Here is a 16620-nt window from a genome sequence, read left to right as displayed (position 1 = left end):
CAAAGCGAAGGCGTTCTTCCATGACCGAACTCGCTCTCCACGGCATCCACACCTCCCGCAGAACAAAAGCGGAAAGTGTAACCCATGTGTCCGGTACGTTCTGTCACCTATGTCTCGGGCCGCTCAACCCGTCTTATCAGCAGGTTAGCTGGGTTGAAGGCCGCAGCCCCAATGTGCGAAGCGTTCCCGTAGCAAAACGGTAGCAACGTAGCTCTTGTTTCCACCGGAAAACGAATCCTTGCTGAGAAGCAATCTTCTGAAGGGAAGCGCGCGACCAAGTGAAGATCGGTTTCTTCACTTAATCCCTTCTCTTTCAAGGATTCGCCGTATCGGCCAACTCGCGATTTGCTGCCACGCCGAGTTCGATCTGATGCGGACAAGACCAGCTGACTCTTAATCAGCGGGCCCCAGGTTCGAGCCCTGGTGCGCCCACCATACAAATCAAGACCTTAGCGAGAGAAACCGTTTGAGAGAGCCGAACTAAAACGGTTTTTCAAACGGTGTTTTTAGCGGCCGTTCGGCCAGTCCAATCTCGGCATTGTGATCTGCGTCAACGCGGCGGAGACTCGGGCTACTCGCTTAAAGCCGCCCCACATAGCCTGCATTCTCCCACTTCTGTTCAATGTCATCGGCGACGCATTGGTTCGGTTGCGAGGTGCTTCCGTCGAAATAGCGCTTGAAGTCGACGTGGACCCTCATGTTGTCCGGGCGGTAGGCCGCCATGCGATCGTAAAGAAGAACGGACGCGGCCTCGAAACGCCGATAGACCGACTTGTGCATCGGTGATCTCGATTCTTCCGTCTCGGGATCGATCGGCAGGTCACGAACTCCGGCCTTGAGGAAGCCGCCCGCCTGCTCATTGTGTTGGGGGCCCGCGGGATCGGGCGACAGCCGTAGCACACTGCCGTCGTGTTTCAGCCCGTCCGGAATGAGCGAAGCTCCGGCAAGCAACCAGTTCAGCGCGACGTCCGAGAGCCGAGCATCATTTTCGATATAGCCGCCGCCGACGTCGGCGTGCACCCCCGGAAACCAGACCTGTTCGAAGTAAAGATTGCCGTGCGCGTCGCGTTGGTCCTGCTTCTCGGCTGTCGGGGACCAGCCGACGCGCTTGAAGTCGGCGCGGTTCTCGTCAATGGAGATCGCATGCTTGGCGTAGCCGACATTGGGATTGAGGGTTGTGTCGTAGAATTTGTGCTTCGGCGGGGCGAAATGCACCGTCCGGAGGCGCTTCATGAACCCATAGCCGGGCAGATCCGGAGCGATCTTAAGATAGTTCATGAGAAAGACGATCAGCGCTGTGGCGACGCCGAGGTAACTCAGAAGCCGGGCCCCCATCCAGCCCATGGAAAGATCGGATGAAGGACGCCACCGAGCCAATGAAGCCCGAGTAGTAACGCAATGCCGGAGGTCACGAGCGCCGCGCCCAAATATTTGTGGCCGAGGGCGGTGACGGTATCGAACACCCCGATGAAGTAGGGAAAGACGTTCGCGTGCTCGGCGCCGTTGACGGTGATTGTGCTGCCGCTGCTGTCTGAATTGGGCGGCGATGGCGTCGCGCGTCTCCAGCAGGAATTGGCGGTACCCCACAATCTTGCGCGAGTACGATGGGCAAAATTGATAGACATCCTTGACGGCGTGCTCGGCCAGCTTGTGGATGCTCTTTGGGTCGCGGCGCAGGGGCGAGCCGTCCGGCATGTGGCGCGGGACGCCGCAATAGCTCATGACGCCGGCAACCGATCGGACCGTGTAGGCGCCGCGGCTGAAGCCGATCAGAAATATCCAATCGCCTTCCTCATACAGGGCGATGATCGCGGCATAGCAGTCGACAATGTTCCGGGTGATCCCAAGGCCCGTCGCCATACTGGCGAGGTTTTAGAGCCACCGCATCCAACCGATCTTGAAGTGGCCGCCGTCGGACGCCGAACCAAGACCGGCGTCGTAGAAGGCCACCTGTTTGGATGGTTCGACCTTCGTGTCTGGGCCGACCCGGCAGGCGCGATAGAGCTTGTAAACATTCGTCCGGGCTTCGTCGAAATTGATGACGCCAGCCTGGCCTGTGCCGTCGGAAAAGATCACGATATTCTTCGGCATTGCACACCATCCCCCAAGTGCGCCAAAGGCCAATCTGTACCACAGATTGCAGGGGTCGAAATGTGAGTTGACCACTTGCGCACAACCCGCGTGTGGTCAGGGCCGTCGCATTTTGAGTCATCTAAGCTTCAACTCGCCGCGGTCCCGTAAACGGCTTGATCGGTATTGCCGCTTATCCTCAGGCCCGGATCGGCGGTGCTCGACCCGTGGCGAGGTGCGGTCGTGTCCTACGAGATACCGATTGCGTCCGGTCGTTCCGTGCTACCCACCCGGGCGGCACAGTATGTCCGCATGTCCCGAGACAGTCAGCGTTACTCGACGGCGAACCAGGCTGAGGTGATCGCGGCCTACGCCAGAGATCGCAATATTACCATCGTCCGCACCTATGCCGACGAAGGTCTCAGTGGCCTTGCCATTCACTGGCGCGATGGCCTCAAGGCCCTGATTGCCGATGTTGAGTCGGGGCACGCGGAGTTTGACTGCGTGCTCGTCTACGACGTTACGCGCTGGGGCCGTTTTCAGAATCTCGACGAAAGTGCCTATTACGAGTTCATGTGCCAGCGGGCCGGCATTACTGTGCCGATGAATTCGAAAACGATGGCAGCCTCGCTTCGTTCATGCTCAAGAACAATAAGCGGTTCAATGCCGCTGACTTCAGCCGGCAGCTTTCCAAGAAGGTTGATGCAATAGCGGCGATGTGTAGAGAGAATTCGTCCTCGATCTCTGCTGCCTTCGCTTCGTCCTCGACGAATGCGTAAAGCATAGTGTCGTACATTTCGTCGAAGTGGATGCCGACGAATAGACGATCAAATACGTCCGCGCCGACGAGGCCAGCCATACGTGCCTGGATGGCCTGATCCTGAATGGTGGTGAGTTTCATGATGCCCGACAGATATGAGTCGGCTGCTCAAAAACAAGTGCGACGCGGTAGTCCGACTTTGCTGCGGTCAGATTGTCGTGGTAGCCGAGCGGCCTAGGTATTTCAGCGACATGCGTGACCCACCGGAATTCCTGAAGTCGCTCGACGAGACGCGGCGGCTTTCGACCCGAGAGGGCTGGTGAAAAAGCGGGGCGCTGGGTTGCTCGCTGAAATCGCGCTTATTTCGAAATGGTAATGGATCTGTCGGCGGAGATCACGCTGAAGATCTACGTTACGACCGCGGCTGGCTATGCCACCGATACCCCGCCGAACCAGTCGTTTCGCGGCGTGCTGCAGAGCTTCCAATTCACGCGCTCGATCATGCAGGGCGATATTGGCCGCTTCACCACCGGCACCGGTAACCTCAAGATCAACAGCGTCGACGCGGAATACGACTTCCTGCAGCTATGCTATGCGATCGACAGCCGCCCATCACCATCAGGCTCGGTCGGCCCGACCAGCCCTATGCCGAAACCTATCCGCTGGCGAAGGATGCTTTAGGGAATCGGCTGAAGATATTCTCGGGAATGATGCTTCCAAGGGCCTCGGGCCGAAAGAAAAGGAAATCGCGATGGCCGCCGAGACCGAACTTGTAGTGCGGCACTTGCTCTGGGTTCGAACAGGGCAGATAGCGGTCGCCGAGGAACATGATCCCCGAATATCCTAGTCCCTCGAAGAATCGAAACAACTCGACGTCCTCCGGAGGGGTGGACTCGAATTGAATGACCGGCCGAAACCGCCGTATTGTCAGCTCTGCTCCGCGGGAGACGTTGAGCTCGTGGCCCTCGACATCGCACTTGATGTACTTGAGGTTTGAAAGGTCGTTGAAACTGTCGAGCCTTTTGGTCGGTACAGACAGAGTGGTCCCAATGGTTCGCGACAATGATGCGCTTCCATCGCCAGCTCTCTTACGCGATAGCTTGGCAACGCCCTCATCGTTCGAAAGTGCGACGTTGACGGGCAGGATATTTTGCCACCCGAATTGCGCCCGCCGAACGGCGATATAGTCGATCATCTCCGGCTGCGGATCGAAGGCAAGAACCTTTCCCGCCGGTCCCACGGCACGCGCCAACCAAAAGGCATAAATGCCCTTGTTTGCGCCGATATCGAGCACTGTCGCTCCCGTCAGACGAAGCCTGGCAAGCGTTTTGAGTTGAAGACGTTCCGTTCTGAAGCGGTAGCGCAGTGAGCGCATCAGAAAGCGGGCATCTTCATATCGGGATGCGATCCGCTCGATCGGCGAACGGTCGGCCGTAATCTCAAATAGCTTCTGCAAACGCTTTCCCCAGCATAAAGCAGGAACGCTACCGCATAAGTTGTGGTATCGTCTACCGCTATTTCTGGTGGGGATGCGACTTTCGGCCAAGCGCTCGCGCGCCTGTGGCCGCGAGGGAATAGTCCGAACTTGGCCGCGCCGCTTTCAAGCCGCTGGCCGAGGCGATGCCGTTAGCGCATGCCCCGCAGAAGTTCGATTGCGGGCATGGTTGAGTCCTAGTCGCGCGCGGAACGCGGGATAGGCGTGCGGCAGAAAAATTCCATAACTGTTTCTAAGAATTGGTTGGCGATCGGGCCTCCCCGGGCAGGGCAGGGCAATCGCATATGACCTTGGAGAACCGCTCGCGACGGAATCGCGAACGAAGCGGAATCGGATCGCGAACATCTGCCTCGTTTTCCGTCGGGTTCTCCGAATTTTCTTCCATATGCGATTGCCCTGCCGGGCAGGGGAAGAGACAGCTGCACGTTGAAGGGCCGCGAGCTGTTGGCAGCGATGAACGCCTTTAACGCGGGCGAGAATTCGGCATCTGTGTCGATCACACACTGCGCCACGGCATCTGCAACCTCTGACGTCGCGTCGCGGCTCCAGCCTTCGATAGCGTTGAACGCGACAATTCGCGCGGGGTAGGTGTATTCGCCGCTGATGATGTTTCGGATCACGGTTTCCAGGTCCGTGTCGGCATCATCGGTTTCCCGCCAGGCGCATCCGGCACGGGCACCGAAGTCTTCGAGCACCAGATAGATGTCGCGGTCGAGCCGATCGAGCGGGACGATCGAAGGTGCGTGGGTCCTGGTCATTCCGGTTCATCCTCGGCCAGCGGCACGCCGTACCGGTCTGCACTGCCGGCCGGCCTTAGCGGGCTCTGCCCCGTTCGAACTGTCTCGTTGACGATCGCACGGTCGCACCGCTCTTCCGGTGCCAGGATCATCACCGCGTCATGGATCTTCGCAGGAATCGTAAGATCACTGTCGACTCGCTTCCGCGCCCATTCCCACCATGGATCGAATGCGTCCTTGGTCATTCAGAGATCCTCCCTGACGCCTTTGAAAAAAGGATGCCGCAGACGGCCGTTGGCCGACCTGGTGCGGTATTCGATTTCGGCAGCCAAGCGCGGCTCGACCCAAATGCCGCTGTTCGGGATGCGTCTGGTGAAGGGTTGCGTTTTGCGCACTAGCGCTTTCAGTCGGTGCTGCAAGTCCTCCACCGCCGCATCCCCAAACCCGTGCTCGACCTTGCCGGCATAGACCAGCTCGTCCCCGTTCTGCCGGCCAACATAGATGCCGTCGAACCGGTTATCCTTGATCTTGTATCCCGCGATCGCGATCGTCTCCCGATGCGCGCACGTCGTCTTGACCCAGTGATTTCCGCGCACGCCGCCATAGGGTGAGTCGGCGATCTTGGAGACGACGCCCTCGAGCTCGCCGGCGCAGGCCCGGCGAAAGAGTTCGGCGCCGTCCATGTCGAAGTGATCGCTGTATTCGATCGGGGTTCCGGCGATCAGATCCTGGAGCGCGGCCTTGCGCTCGACCAGCGGAGTTGCCGAAGGTCGCGACCGTCAAGATACAGAAGATCGAACGCGATCATCTTGAGATTGTCGGCCTTGCCGGTCAGGCCCTTTTGCAAGATGGCGAAGTCGGTCTTGCCGCCTTCGCCTGGCACGACGATCTCGCCATCAATAATGGCGGACTTGGCGGTGATCAGGTCGGCATCATTCGCAACCTTGCGGAAGCGCTTCGTCCAGTCGAGGCCGCGTCGGGTGAAGATTTTGATGTCGTGATTGGCAATGTGGAGCTGACCGCGGTAGCCGTCGAACTTGATCTCGTGAACCCAGCGGTCGCCGCGCAGGACGCGGTCGACCTGCTCGGCCAGCACGGGCTCGATGAAGCCGGGAAAGGGGCCTTGATCCCGATCGCCTTCCGCTTCTCGCGACGCAACGCCACTGAGCAACTCCAACGCAACATCACTTCGGATTCGAATCATTCGGCGGCGATTCGTTCCGTCCTGGCGCGCGTCGCCTATTCCGACGGGAACCTTGTGAATCCGATCGCGTTTTCTGCAATGGAGGTCACAACGGACATGGCGAAAAAAGCGAAGAAGCAGACGGCCCGCGGCCGCAAACAGAACCGCGCTCGCGTTGCGGGCGGCCAGGACTATGAAGTGCGTTACGAGGCAAAGAAGACCGGCCGCTCGGCGCCGGCCGTGAAGAAAGCGGTCAAGAAAGTCGGGAGCAGCCGAAAGCGGGTCGAGAAGCGACTGCGGTCCAAGTGAGACCAAACGCGACAAGGCCGCCCGCGAGGCGGCCTTGCCGCTTCAATCGTTGAACTTCGAAGCTGAATCTGACGCGCATCACAGGCCCGGTCTCATCGCGAACTTCGATTGCCATTTGATGGCATCGACCTGCGGGATAAGTTTCAACAGCGTCCCGAGCCATGTCGGCCAGCGACTTCGCTGCCTCCGCTTGCACCTTTCTAAGGTCGGATAGTTCTAGTCCTTCTTCGTCAGGAGCTACCATGTCGTCGTCGAGCAGGTCGAAGTAATAGCGGGACATTTCTGCGAAGCTCGCGACCCGAAAATTATCATAAGTAATTGGAGGGGCTTCGTTCCAAAGCTACCGCTCCAGCTCCTGCATGATGCGGTCTCTATCCGCGATGTGGATAGCCTGCGTCTCCCGCATTGTCCGGAGGACCGCTAGCGCGCCGCTCGTGTCGTGATTGTGGTTCGCCAGCCGGTCGATCAACTCTTGCTGCCGCGCGAGATGTTCCGCGCCCTCAGAAATGTGGCGTTCAGCAATAGCTAGGTGATCTTGAAGCATGGCGCGATCCATTCTGTACTCTAGCGGAAATTAGGACACCCAATTCAACTTAGGGGTCAAATATGGGCGCATTTATCCATAATTCATCGCCCCCAGATGGGGCGTCAGATAATCGAGAAACGAGAAAAGCCCATATAGGCTGAGCGCGGTCACGGCTAAAAATGCCACGACCATTGCGGCCCATTCGCGTTTGGAAAACAGATCGAAGTCGAACATGGGACCCTTGCCAGATCGGGAACGCCGTCAAAGCGAGGTCGTTCCCTAGGGTCGATCATGGCGCCTTGTCCTTAAAAAAAGTGAGTCGAGACACAACAAAAACCCGCCGACCTTGCAAGTCGGCGGCAACCGGCCGCTTAGGAGTCGAATCGTAGCAGCAAGGCAGCGTGAGTCGGCGGGGCCTCTTGTTTGCCGCCGTCCGCGGCTGCAGCTGTCATGGTGCAGGGCGCTAATGAACTCCGCGGAAGTCTCGCAACTGGGACGTCGTTACCGTCAGCCAGCGGCTAAAGACGACGCCGCCAAGAAATTTTCGTTTGGAGGGCTGAACTTGAAGCTTTAGCGGCCACGTAAGGACGATCATTGATAACCACTCAGAGACGTTTTGCACTGCCCGACCGATCAAGGACCAACTCGAACAGTGCAAGTGTCGTGTAGCGGTCGCGAGATGTCGAGAGAACGCCATGGTTTAGTTTGCGCCGAGACAGAATCTCCGTGCTGCGCTTCATGACTTAATTAGAAGATCAACACGCGCGGGCCTAGCGGCCTTTCCCATCGTGAGGAGTCAAGCTCCTCACGCATGCAACGTATGATTGAACCAAGCAAGGGCAATATCCTACTTACAGAAGGAGCAACTTTGTTTAGGCAGGAGGCGAGATGATTGACAGCGCACTGCCCTCGAACAGATTTCTCGTTCGAATGGGCGGTACTGGTTGGATGGTTTACGACCGCAATCGCAGGGGCCCGGCGCTCATCGGAACCGACGTGGCGGCCAATTTGACGAAGGAGCAGGCGGAACGGGCATACCGCATTCTCTCCGGCTCGGCAGGAGAACCTCAGAGCTCGCCATAGGACGCCGCTTCGACGGGGGCGGGGCTTTCGTTTCGCGGTTCCTTACTTGCTGAACAGGCCCTGACCCGGCGGCGTCAGCTTCAGATAGGAGTTCGGCTAACAACTCCAAGCTAAAGACGCCCGTCGCGGCGCACGATCTGGCGATCAAGTCGCACCATATTTGTGGGCGCGCCGGAATCGTTCGCCGATTTCGGCGAGCGACGGTGCAGGAGGAAGGAAACCCCGCATAGCGTCTCCCTTCTCCACACGACGCTGCAGATGAAAATTCCGGAATGGCCGTCGAACGACAGCAAAAATTCTTTGGCAAATATGTAGTAGGGCGTGGAGATACAGGCACCCAAGGCGCTGATATCGCGCACCAGGCATGTATGAGTCCCAGGAATTTCACCAAACGACAGCCGGGCCGCCCGGTTGATCGGTATCCGCTTCGTTGCACGACGTTCGATCATGGCGAGGTGCTCCAAATGAAATGGTAACTTCCCAATAGAATGATCGCAGCGGTCGCGATCGCAATTTACGAAGTCAGCTTCCCGAAAACGGCAATTCCTGCACGTTGATCTGCGCGGCTTCCGCTAACAAGCAGTGTTGTTGTCTTGTTAAAATTGAATGGGAGTTGGTGGTCAATTCGAGCGGCTTGCCGCCGACCTTACTACAAGCGGATGTTCCTGCCTTCGAAGCTGGGGGCTGCCTCGCCACCGAGAGAGCACCTTTGCAGCCACTCTCGGCCGATAGACCGGAACGATCCCGACAGCCGCTCGATGGCGACGAGCGGCCGCGGCTCTGGCGTTGTCGGCTACTAGTGGATGTGCGCTAGTGCGATCGGCAGGTCCGAGAAAAGCGTCGACCATCGACGCCGCCGCGCTTTCCAATGACCCCAAAAACGATTAATCTCCTCTTCACGCAACTCAGAAACCTGATCGGAGAATAACCCACACGATAAATTAGATGGAGGGACCAATGGCGAAGAGAGCGACTACGCTCGGCGGTGGTGGACCAGTGAAGAGAGCGATTACGCTCGGCGGTGGTGGACCAGCAGCAGGGCTGCACATCGGGGCTCTGGAAGCTTTTGCCGCTGCCGGTATGACCTTTGATGTATGGGCATTGTCCTGCATCGGCGCGTGGGTTGGAATCGTCTACAATCAATTCGATGACGACGAAGACAGGGCCAAACAAACCTATCAATTCTTCAAGAATGGCGTGTTTCGAGACGACGAAAGCTATGAGCGCTTTCCGATCAATACGGTGTTCGGGCCCGATTGGCGCGCCAACATGAAAGCTTTAAGTAAGTTCGTAACTGATTCCGATAATTACAAAGATTTTGTATGGGACCCGTACAGAATGGTGGATTCGTTTCAGGAATCCATGTCGCTCCTGCTCAATCGCATGAGGGACAGTGATGGGAAGAAGAAATACGACAAATTGGACGAGGGAGATATCAATGGATGGATTCTCAATCACGGGATGGCCCCGAATCCCTTGATTCGCTATCTAACGTCCATGATGTACTTGTCCAACGTCACCGGACTTTCAAGGATAAACTATCCGAACAGCGAATTTATGAAGCGCATCAAATTCGAAAACCTATTCGACAAAAAGAAGGGAGGGAAGGAAGGAGAGGAGAAAGAGAAGAAGCCGTTTATTTTTCACAATGCGTGGAATCTTGATAAGCAGGAACTCGCGCTGTTTTCAAATCGTCCTATGCGCGATAGGTTTTATCAGGGGCCCATCGATGCATCAACTTTGTGCGCATGTTCGGCGCTTCCCTTCATCGAGGAAACTGTAAAGATCGATGGCGACACGTACTGCGAAGGAGCGCTGGTCGACACCGTCAATTTCGAAAGCTTGATAGACGAGGAGGATCCTGACGAGATTTGGGTGATGCGGATAGTCGATGCGAAGCAAGTCCGCAAGCCGGACAACCTTCATGATGCCCTGGCAAATCTCTGCCAGCTGTTTGCAGCAACCGTCGGTGAGGATGACGTCAACTTGTTCAAATATCACGTCCAGTATGACAAGCCCGCACCTGGGAAGAAGCCATGGACAGGTACGGTCGTTGAGATTCACGTGCCGGCGGGCATTAATTTCAAGTGGAATCATAGCAATCTGGATAAGGGACGGACGCTAGGAAGAAAGGCGGCGGAGGAAGCAATCGCCGCGTATCAAGCGAGGGATAAAAAGCCTTTCGCCGAAAACGAAAGAGTTCGGTTCATAAACGAGAGGAAGGACGACAAAAAGGGGCGGCATATCGATAGGGAGCGGCTGGCAATCGCGATTGCCGAAGCGAAGGGCACGCGCGATCAGAAGCGTTGGTTAGAAAGAATGGAATCGTGGGTTGATGCCGGGTCTGGAAAAGAAGTCGAGTCGGCAGAGACTGGAAAATATCCGATAGGCGCCATTCCTTTTCCCGATTTCGCTCTACGCGTCCCCCAGGTGAAAGCGATCTACGACCGGCTTGGTGCGCCAGCCTCCCGTTTGGAGCAGCTGTAATTCGTGTCACCGCAACCGGTCGAGCAAAGCCTTTGCCTGCTTTAGATCCTGCGTGTCGAAGCCCTCGGTGAACGAGGCGTAGATCGGCGCGAGGAAGTTGAGCGCTTCATCGCGTCTTCCCTGATCGATCCAAAGAGCGGCTTGGTCCGTTGCGGCGCGGAGCTCAAGCGTCCTGGCGTGTTGGCTTCTTGCTGTGCTCAATGCCCGGTCGAGCAGCGCCTGCGCCTCGGCTTCGACGCCCCGTCTGCCGCGGGCGACCAGCACCCGTGCCTTCAGACGATACAGTTCGGCTTCTAGAATTCGTTCGCTGTTGCGGTTGGTCGTAGCTAGGCCGTGCTCGATCAATTCCAGCGCGGCTTCGAAGTCGTGACTATTCACCAATGGTGGACACAACAACACGTCGAGCGCGGTGATGGCCAGCTGATAACCGGCGCTGCGATATTCGTCCAACGCGGCACCGATCTCCCCGAGTGCGCTGGGTGAAGGATCGAGCGAAGCCACGCATATGCCCCGAAGGGCGCGCGCCAGGCGCCATTGCCGGAATCCATGTTCCTCGGAAAGAGCGATGCAACGTTCGGCATGACCTTGCGCGACAAGGAACTCGCCGCGAAGGGCATGAAGAATGCACGCGTAGTAACAGGCATACGCCTGCGAATGCGGATGACTTATAGCGTCGGCGCGCTGAATGGCAGCGTCCATTCGCACAATTGCCGTATCGGAGTGGCCGAGCAGCCAGAGCGCCCACGACATCAGCGCCAGGTCCGCCACGCCGGCATCCTGGCCGGCCGAACGCGCCGCCAGCCTGTCGTCCTCGCTGCTCGCCTCGAACGCTTCGAAGGCGCGTCCAATTGTTTCATGGGCACCGGTGAGGTGTCCCATGAAGAGGCGGATCATTGCCTGCCCGCGCATCGCGTTGAGCAACGCCGGCCGATCGCCGCGCGCTTCGGCGAGCTGGAGCAGGGCCGCGATCGTTTCCTCGGCGACCGGCAACTCGCCGCGCATTACGCTCGCGGTGGTCAACCAGAACATCACCTGGAGTTGCTCGGGAGGGTCTTCCAGGCGCTCGCACAGATCTCGCGCGCGGGCAAAGGTTGCCATCGCCTTGTTCGAGGCTGGCCCTTGCGTAGCGATCAGGCAGGGCCCGAGAGCGAACTGGAAGGCAAGTTCCAAGCTGTCCTTTCGCGCACTGTCGGGCAGATGGCCCGAGGCCTCGATACCTCGTTGCAAGTGTGCGATGGCCTCCAGGTTGGCCGAGCGCATTGCGGCCTTCTTGCCTGCCTGCAGCCAATATGTCTCCGCCTTTTGAAACAGCCCGGCCTCCGTCAGATGATGCGCGAGAGTTTCGGGTTGAGTCTCCACGACTTCCGGGAACCGTTGCTCGAAGGCGTCCGCGATCGCGGCATGTAGCGCTGCGCGTCGGCTCTTCAGGAGTCCCGAGTACGCAGCGTCCCGCACAAGCGCGTGCCTGAAGGTATAGACCGCCTGAGGTATCTCGCCCCGGCAGAATATCAACTCCGACCGAACCAACTGAGCAAGTGCCTCCTCAAGTCTCTCTTTTGACAGCCCGGCTACGGTACTCAGCAGTTCGTAGGAGAACTCGCGACCCACCACAGCGCCGATCTGGGCCACCTCCCTCACCGGAGCCAAACGATCGAGTCTTGCCATCAGCGATGCGTGAAGTGTGGTCGGAATGGCCATTGAGGGCAGAGGACTGTTGAGGACGTAGTGATCGTCTTGCTCATGCAACAGCCCGGTTTCGAGCACAGTCTTGGTCAGTTCCTCCACGAACAAGGGCACGCCATCGGTGCGGGCGAGAATCTGCTCCGTTACCTCTTTCGGGAGCGTCTTGCCGGCAGTGACGCGCTCGATTAACTCCGTTCCGTTACGCCTGTTCAGCCGCGTGAGCGAAATCGTCGTCACATGCGGATGCGCTGGCCAGGGGGGGGTGAACTCTGGCCTCGCGGTGATGAGCAGCAACACCCGAAGCTGCGGCACCTGTTCCAAGGTTATTGTGAGCAGCTCCAGCGACGTCGGATCCGCCCAATGGACATCCTCAACAATGACGAACACCGGCTGTCGCGCCGCCAAGCTAGTCAGCTGGGACAAAAACGCCGCCAACGTTAGCTCCTTGCGCTTCTGCGGGCTCAGCTCTGGCATACGGTAGCGGTTACTGGGTGGAAGGGATAGAAGGTTGGCCAGAGGTAGCACTACGCGGTCGGCATCAGCGCCTGACCGAACCAGCAGAGCTTCAAGCTTGGCGAACTTCTCTGCTGCCGGGTCGCTCCGCTCGAGCCGGGCAGCGCGTTCGAGCTGACGGATGAATGGATACAGCGCACTGTTAGTGTGGTGCGCCGAGCAGAATTGCCGCACCGTGATGTGCGGTTGGTCGTGGAGTCGCTCGTCAAGCGCCAGGGCAACATGCGACTTGCCGATACCGGGCTCTCCGGTGAGCATCACCGCGCAACCTTCGCCACGCCTGGCGTGGTGCCAGCGACGCAACAGCATCTCGATTTCCTCGTCACGCCCAATTGGTGGCGCCAATCGGGTTTTGTGCTGTGCCTCGAAACGGCTATCCACTTCGGTCGTTCCCAGGACCTGCCAGGCTGGTACTGGCTCCGTCCATCCCTTAAGCTCGACAGGACCGAGATTGCGGAATTCGAAGTGCCCATCAGTGAGCCGGTGCGTACTCTCGGAGATCAGCACGGTACCGGGATTGGCGAACGTCTGCAGGCGCGCAGCCAAGTTCGGCGTCTCGCCAATGACGGCCTGCTCTTGAGCCGCGCCTTCGCCGGTCAGATCGCCCACGACCACCATACCGGTAGCGATGCCAACGCGAATCTGTAGCTCGGTGGCGGGCTCTGTCCGGAGCTTGGCCACGGCATCGACCAGCGCCAGCCCGGCGCGTGTCGCCTGTTCGGCATCATCCTCGTGCGCCTGGGGATAGCCGAAATAGGCGAGAACGCCATCTCCCATGTACCGCGCGATAACGCCCTCATTGTGGGCGACAACCTCTGCGATGCAGCGGTGATAGGCGCCCATTACGGCCCGCAAGTCCTCCAGATCAAGGCGCGCCGAAAGTGCTGACGAGCCGACCAAATCGCAAAACATGACTGTAAGTTGACGCCGCCCGGCGTTGTTCGCCGACGACGGCGTGGTGACCGTTCGAGGTGTTCGCGGAACCTCTCCCTGAAGTTCTACGATCGCGCGCAGCATCTTGCGTCGGTGCCCAAGCAGGACGCCCAGGTCCTTTAGATCCTGCTCCGTGAGATCTCGAACGACCGAGAGGTCGATGGCGTTCTCGCGGAATCGCACGGCGTACTCGCCCAAACCGATCGATGCTAGCCACTCTGCGATACCTGCCATGGTATACCTATGGCTTATACAATTCAGAATAGCACATGGGAGAGCTTTGCGAAGGCACATCTGTCGACGGAAGCGCCGATCGCCGGACTGCTCGCCCAATGTTACCACATGCGATGTTTCCACGCATGGAAGTCGCGGTCGCGACGCCACCCCTCGCAATTCTCTTCGGTGAGCTTGGTGGTGAACTGCTGCCCGGCGCGGTTGAAGGCCGTACGAGCATCCTCGAGCGTCGTCGTCGAGGCGCCCCGGTGCAGGCTGGGCTCGGTGCCGGGATAAAAGCCGATGCTCCAGGTCCACTGATCCCCGTCGGTTGGCACGCCAACGCATAAGCCGATCGTGCCGATGCGCACATCGCCGAAGTAGATGTGCCAAGTCTCAAGGTTTGGATCGTCGGCGCGCCGGCGGGTGAGGGTGGTCGTGGCCGCCGTTTACTAGGCCGTGAACGCAGCAAGAACAAGCGGTGTGGCGAACGAGGCTTTGAGCTCGATGTCGGAACCGGGCCGCCTCCTTCGTCTTGAATCCGGGTAACAACGTTCCGGAGTACCGCGTTCATGGCCCCCCGCGCCAACTGGAAAGGCTTCCTGCGTTTGTCCTTGGTCACCTGCCCGGTCGCGCTCTACCCGGCGACGTCGGAGGCCGAGAAGATCTCGTTCAACCAGTTGAACCGACAGACCGGCCACCGGATCAAATATCTGAAGGTCGACGCGGACACCGGGGACGAGGTACCGAACGAGGACATCGTCAAGGGCTACGAATTCGATAAGGGCCAATACATCGAGGTGACGAAAGAGGAGCTCGAGGAGATCGCGCTCGAGTCCACCCGCACCATCGAGATCGACGAGTTCGTCGACAGGACCGACATAGACCCGCGATATCTGATCCGCCCCTACTACCTGCGTCCGGACGGCAAGGTCGGCCACGACGCGTTCGCGGTAATTCGCGAGACCATCCGCGAGATGGATAAGGTCGCGATCGGGCGAGTGGTGCTGACGAACCGCGAGCACATTATTGCCCTGGAGCCGCTGGACAAGGGTCTGATGGGCACGCTGCTGCGGTACCCCTACGAAGTTCGGGAGCCCAAGGAATACTTCGACGAGATCCAGGACGTCAAAGTCACCAAGGACATGCTCGACCTGGCCAAGCACATCGTAAATCAGAAGGCTGGCAATTTCGAGCCGGACAAATTCGAGGACCACTACGAAACCGCGCTAGTGGACCTGATCAATCAGAAGCGCACTGGCAAGGTCATCCGCCCGAAGGAGCGGCCGAAGGGCGAGAACGTCGTCGACCTGATAGAAGCCCTGCGCAAGAGCGTGGGTGGCGCGGCGGCCGAGGCCGGGATGCAAAAGAAGCCCGCCAAAAAGTCGAAAAAAGCGTCCACCGGCCAGAAGGAAATGCTGATGCCGATCAGCGGCAAGAAGCCAAAGGAAGCGTCAGGGAAGAAGGCGGCAGCCAAGCCGCAACGCAAGTCTGCGTGACAGCGGAGGTAGCGCCATGGACATGAAAGACGCCTCGGCGATGACGGAGGCCTCTGGCCTGGTGAACGATCACGATGGCACAGAGCTGGCTGCCGGCCCCAGTTGGGCCGGGACCGAGCCGAGTGCTCGCCCGCTTGCTATGTCCTCGCAAGACGAGCTCATTCGTTGGGCCGATCGCTTGCGTGAGGTGACGGTGAAGGCGCCGCTGCGGTCGCTTTTCGCAGCGTTCCTGGTCGGCCTCTGGGTCGCGCGCCGGCGCTAGATCCGCGAGTCTTATTGGCATGCCGCGGAAGCTCAAAACGTTCCAGACCTCTCTTGGCTTCTATGACCTCGTGGTCGCTGCACCCTCGATGAAGGCGGCCCTCGAGGCGTGGGGCGCAGGCAGCAATCTCTTTCACCAGGGCTTCGCCAGGCAGACCGACGATTCCGACCTTGTTGCTGCGACCATGTCGAAGCCGGGCGTGGTCCTCAAGCGGCCCGCCGGGTCGAGCGGGAGTTTCGCGGAGCATTCCGATCTGCCCTCCGATCTCGGATCCGAAGGGACCGGGGCCAAGCGCGAGAAGCGACGGCCGAAGCCCGCGAAGAAGGCGAAGCCCAAGATCGGGGAGCGGGAGGCCAGAAAAGCCGCCGTCGCGTTCGAGAAGGAGGAGAAGCGCCAAGCGGCGCAGCGCCGGCGGGAAGAGGCGGCCCGCAAAAAGGAGCAGAAGCGTCGCGACAAAGCGACGGCGAAAGCGCAGGCGGCCCTCGACGCCGCCGAGCGCGAGCACGCGGACAGGGCCGAGTCCACCAAGTCCGGGATCGAGGCGCTCGAGAAGCAAGCGCAGGCCGAGGAAGGTCGGTGGGAGAAGGAAAGAGAGCGCCTGCGCGCGGCCCTCAGGAGGGCCCGGGAATAGGCCGTCGGCTGCCGGGTAACCAATTCCTGGCTAAAAAAATGTGTTCGCGGGTCTTGAAACTTTCCCCCAGCTTCCAAATTTTTTCGGCGTCGTCGTACGACGATCGGGGTGCCGTTCGGGTCCCGCCACTGAGACGGGCACCGGTCGTGTCCGGTGCCGCTCGTAACCATTTTGCTCCGAGGAGGATCTGGCTATGCGCACTGTTGATTTTTCGCCCCTGTTCCGGTCGGCCATCG

The 16620-nt window shown here is 59.1% G+C and carries 18 protein-coding genes and 2 pseudogenes; 7 read left to right on the top strand and 13 right to left on the bottom strand.

The window, feature by feature from the left end; genetic code table 11:
- Nucleotides 1-579 precede the first annotated feature (579 nt).
- A complete protein-coding gene (locus tag RAD16_RS40065; protein WP_458163546.1) occupies nt 580-1233 on the bottom strand; it encodes a phospholipase effector Tle1 domain-containing protein in 654 nt (217 codons plus the stop codon).
- A 480-nt stretch (nt 1234-1713) separates the two neighbouring features.
- Nucleotides 1714-2091 (bottom strand): annotated as a pseudogene (locus RAD16_RS40060) (phospholipase effector Tle1 domain-containing protein); the annotation flags it as partial.
- 222 nt (nt 2092-2313) lie between these two features.
- On the opposite strand from RAD16_RS40060, the gene RAD16_RS40055 reads away from it, so the two are divergent.
- Entirely contained in the window at nt 2314-2781 is a 468-nt protein-coding gene (locus RAD16_RS40055; RefSeq protein WP_458163543.1) for a recombinase family protein, read from the top strand.
- Between the two features lie 424 nt (nt 2782-3205).
- Nucleotides 3206-3511: a hypothetical protein gene (locus RAD16_RS40050; RefSeq protein ID WP_458163541.1), complete on the top strand. Its 306-nt coding sequence runs from the start codon at nt 3206-3208 to the stop codon at nt 3509-3511.
- On the opposite strand, the gene RAD16_RS40045 is transcribed toward RAD16_RS40050, so the two are convergent.
- From RAD16_RS40045 to RAD16_RS40025, 5 genes and pseudogenes are all read right to left on the bottom strand, one after another.
- Nucleotides 3486-4286, bottom strand: coding sequence for an FkbM family methyltransferase (locus tag RAD16_RS40045; RefSeq protein ID WP_458163539.1), 801 nt, complete (start codon nt 4284-4286; stop codon nt 3486-3488). The genes RAD16_RS40050 and RAD16_RS40045 overlap by 26 nt on opposite strands.
- Before the next feature lie 431 nt (nt 4287-4717).
- Nucleotides 4718-5083: pseudogene (locus RAD16_RS40040) on the bottom strand (hypothetical protein); the annotation flags it as partial.
- Complete coding sequence (locus RAD16_RS40035) at nt 5080-5307, bottom strand: hypothetical protein (RefSeq protein ID WP_458163537.1); 228 nt, start codon at nt 5305-5307, stop codon at nt 5080-5082. The gene RAD16_RS40035 and the pseudogene RAD16_RS40040, both read right to left, overlap by 4 nt.
- Nucleotides 5308-5745 (bottom strand): ATP dependent DNA ligase, encoded by a 438-nt coding sequence (locus tag RAD16_RS40030; protein ID WP_458163535.1) that lies wholly within the window; start codon nt 5743-5745, stop codon nt 5308-5310.
- Between the two features lie 38 nt (nt 5746-5783).
- The gene (locus RAD16_RS40025) at nt 5784-6266 is read right to left on the bottom strand and encodes an ATP-dependent DNA ligase (RefSeq protein WP_458163533.1); all 483 of its coding nucleotides are present in this window, start codon (nt 6264-6266) and stop codon (nt 5784-5786) included.
- A gap of 96 nt (nt 6267-6362) precedes the next feature.
- Between RAD16_RS40025 and RAD16_RS40020 the strand changes: the two genes are divergently transcribed.
- Nucleotides 6363-6554, top strand: coding sequence for a DUF3606 domain-containing protein (locus tag RAD16_RS40020; RefSeq protein WP_458163544.1), 192 nt, complete (start codon nt 6363-6365; stop codon nt 6552-6554).
- Here the strand turns inward: RAD16_RS40020 and RAD16_RS40015 are convergent.
- The 4 genes from RAD16_RS40015 to RAD16_RS40000 all read right to left on the bottom strand — a co-directional run bounded on the left by RAD16_RS40015 (nt 6499) and on the right by RAD16_RS40000 (nt 8612).
- Nucleotides 6499-6834 carry a DUF6894 family protein gene (locus RAD16_RS40015; RefSeq protein ID WP_458163531.1) on the bottom strand — a complete coding sequence of 112 codons (336 nt, stop codon included), beginning with the start codon at nt 6832-6834 and terminating at the stop codon, nt 6499-6501. The genes RAD16_RS40020 and RAD16_RS40015 overlap by 56 nt on opposite strands.
- A gap of 60 nt (nt 6835-6894) precedes the next feature.
- A complete protein-coding gene (locus RAD16_RS40010; RefSeq protein WP_458163529.1) occupies nt 6895-7110 on the bottom strand; it encodes a hypothetical protein in 216 nt (71 codons plus the stop codon).
- Nucleotides 7111-7170: 60 nt separating this feature from the next.
- Nucleotides 7171-7314 carry a hypothetical protein gene (locus tag RAD16_RS40005; protein WP_458163527.1) on the bottom strand — a complete coding sequence of 48 codons (144 nt, stop codon included), beginning with the start codon at nt 7312-7314 and terminating at the stop codon, nt 7171-7173.
- 959 nt (nt 7315-8273) lie between these two features.
- On the bottom strand, nt 8274-8612 hold the full coding sequence (locus tag RAD16_RS40000; protein WP_458163525.1) for a PilZ domain-containing protein: 339 nt from the start codon (nt 8610-8612) through the stop codon (nt 8274-8276).
- Nucleotides 8613-9120: 508 nt separating this feature from the next.
- Between RAD16_RS40000 and RAD16_RS39995 the strand changes: the two genes are divergently transcribed.
- On the top strand, nt 9121-10650 hold the full coding sequence (locus tag RAD16_RS39995) for a patatin-like phospholipase family protein (RefSeq protein ID WP_458163523.1): 1530 nt from the start codon (nt 9121-9123) through the stop codon (nt 10648-10650).
- Nucleotides 10651-10656: 6 nt separating this feature from the next.
- Here RAD16_RS39995 and RAD16_RS39990 read toward each other — a convergent pair whose 3' ends face one another.
- Complete coding sequence (locus RAD16_RS39990; RefSeq protein WP_458163521.1) at nt 10657-14013, bottom strand: AAA family ATPase; 3357 nt, start codon at nt 14011-14013, stop codon at nt 10657-10659.
- Between the two features lie 101 nt (nt 14014-14114).
- Complete coding sequence (locus RAD16_RS39985) at nt 14115-14330, bottom strand: hypothetical protein (RefSeq protein WP_458163519.1); 216 nt, start codon at nt 14328-14330, stop codon at nt 14115-14117.
- A 234-nt stretch (nt 14331-14564) separates the two neighbouring features.
- Here RAD16_RS39985 and ku point away from each other — a divergent pair, with 234 nt between their 5' ends.
- Genes ku through RAD16_RS39970 form a run of 3 tightly spaced genes read left to right on the top strand, consistent with a single transcriptional unit; the run spans nt 14565 to nt 16384 of the window.
- On the top strand, nt 14565-15491 hold the full coding sequence (ku, locus tag RAD16_RS39980; protein WP_458163517.1) for a non-homologous end joining protein Ku: 927 nt from the start codon (nt 14565-14567) through the stop codon (nt 15489-15491).
- A gap of 16 nt (nt 15492-15507) precedes the next feature.
- Nucleotides 15508-15753 carry a hypothetical protein gene (locus RAD16_RS39975; RefSeq protein ID WP_458163515.1) on the top strand — a complete coding sequence of 82 codons (246 nt, stop codon included), beginning with the start codon at nt 15508-15510 and terminating at the stop codon, nt 15751-15753.
- A gap of 19 nt (nt 15754-15772) precedes the next feature.
- Nucleotides 15773-16384: a cell envelope biogenesis protein TolA gene (locus RAD16_RS39970; RefSeq protein WP_458163513.1), complete on the top strand. Its 612-nt coding sequence runs from the start codon at nt 15773-15775 to the stop codon at nt 16382-16384.
- Nucleotides 16385-16620: the final 236 nt, after the last annotated feature.

It is taken from the genome of Bradyrhizobium sp. 18BD (genome assembly GCF_054185225.1).
The sequence above is the reverse complement of the archived record's forward strand: the minus strand, read 5'-3'. Positions and strand labels throughout refer to the sequence as shown.

Bases quoted from the DNA above. Each gene is read 5' to 3' on its own strand.
- RAD16_RS39970 (WP_458163513.1), top strand. From the start codon at position 15,773: ATGCCGCGGAAGCTCAAAACGTTCCAGACCTCTCTTGGCTTCTATGAC.
- RAD16_RS40025 (WP_458163533.1), bottom strand. From the start codon at position 6,266: ATGATTCGAATCCGAAGTGATGTTGCGTTGGAGTTGCTCAGTGGCGTT.
- ku (WP_458163517.1), top strand. From the start codon at position 14,565: ATGGCCCCCCGCGCCAACTGGAAAGGCTTCCTGCGTTTGTCCTTGGTC.
- RAD16_RS39995 (WP_458163523.1), top strand. From the start codon at position 9,121: ATGGCGAAGAGAGCGACTACGCTCGGCGGTGGTGGACCAGTGAAGAGA.
- RAD16_RS40050 (WP_458163541.1), top strand. From the start codon at position 3,206: ATGGATCTGTCGGCGGAGATCACGCTGAAGATCTACGTTACGACCGCG.
- RAD16_RS40035 (WP_458163537.1), bottom strand. From the start codon at position 5,307: ATGACCAAGGACGCATTCGATCCATGGTGGGAATGGGCGCGGAAGCGA.
- RAD16_RS40000 (WP_458163525.1), bottom strand. From the start codon at position 8,612: ATGATCGAACGTCGTGCAACGAAGCGGATACCGATCAACCGGGCGGCC.
- RAD16_RS40005 (WP_458163527.1), bottom strand. From the start codon at position 7,314: ATGTTCGACTTCGATCTGTTTTCCAAACGCGAATGGGCCGCAATGGTC.
- RAD16_RS40015 (WP_458163531.1), bottom strand. From the start codon at position 6,834: ATGTCCCGCTATTACTTCGACCTGCTCGACGACGACATGGTAGCTCCT.
- RAD16_RS40030 (WP_458163535.1), bottom strand. From the start codon at position 5,745: ATGGACGGCGCCGAACTCTTTCGCCGGGCCTGCGCCGGCGAGCTCGAG.
- RAD16_RS39975 (WP_458163515.1), top strand. From the start codon at position 15,508: ATGGACATGAAAGACGCCTCGGCGATGACGGAGGCCTCTGGCCTGGTG.
- RAD16_RS40010 (WP_458163529.1), bottom strand. From the start codon at position 7,110: ATGGATCGCGCCATGCTTCAAGATCACCTAGCTATTGCTGAACGCCAC.
- RAD16_RS39990 (WP_458163521.1), bottom strand. From the start codon at position 14,013: ATGGCAGGTATCGCAGAGTGGCTAGCATCGATCGGTTTGGGCGAGTAC.
- RAD16_RS40020 (WP_458163544.1), top strand. From the start codon at position 6,363: ATGGCGAAAAAAGCGAAGAAGCAGACGGCCCGCGGCCGCAAACAGAAC.
- RAD16_RS40065 (WP_458163546.1), bottom strand. From the start codon at position 1,233: ATGAAGCGCCTCCGGACGGTGCATTTCGCCCCGCCGAAGCACAAATTC.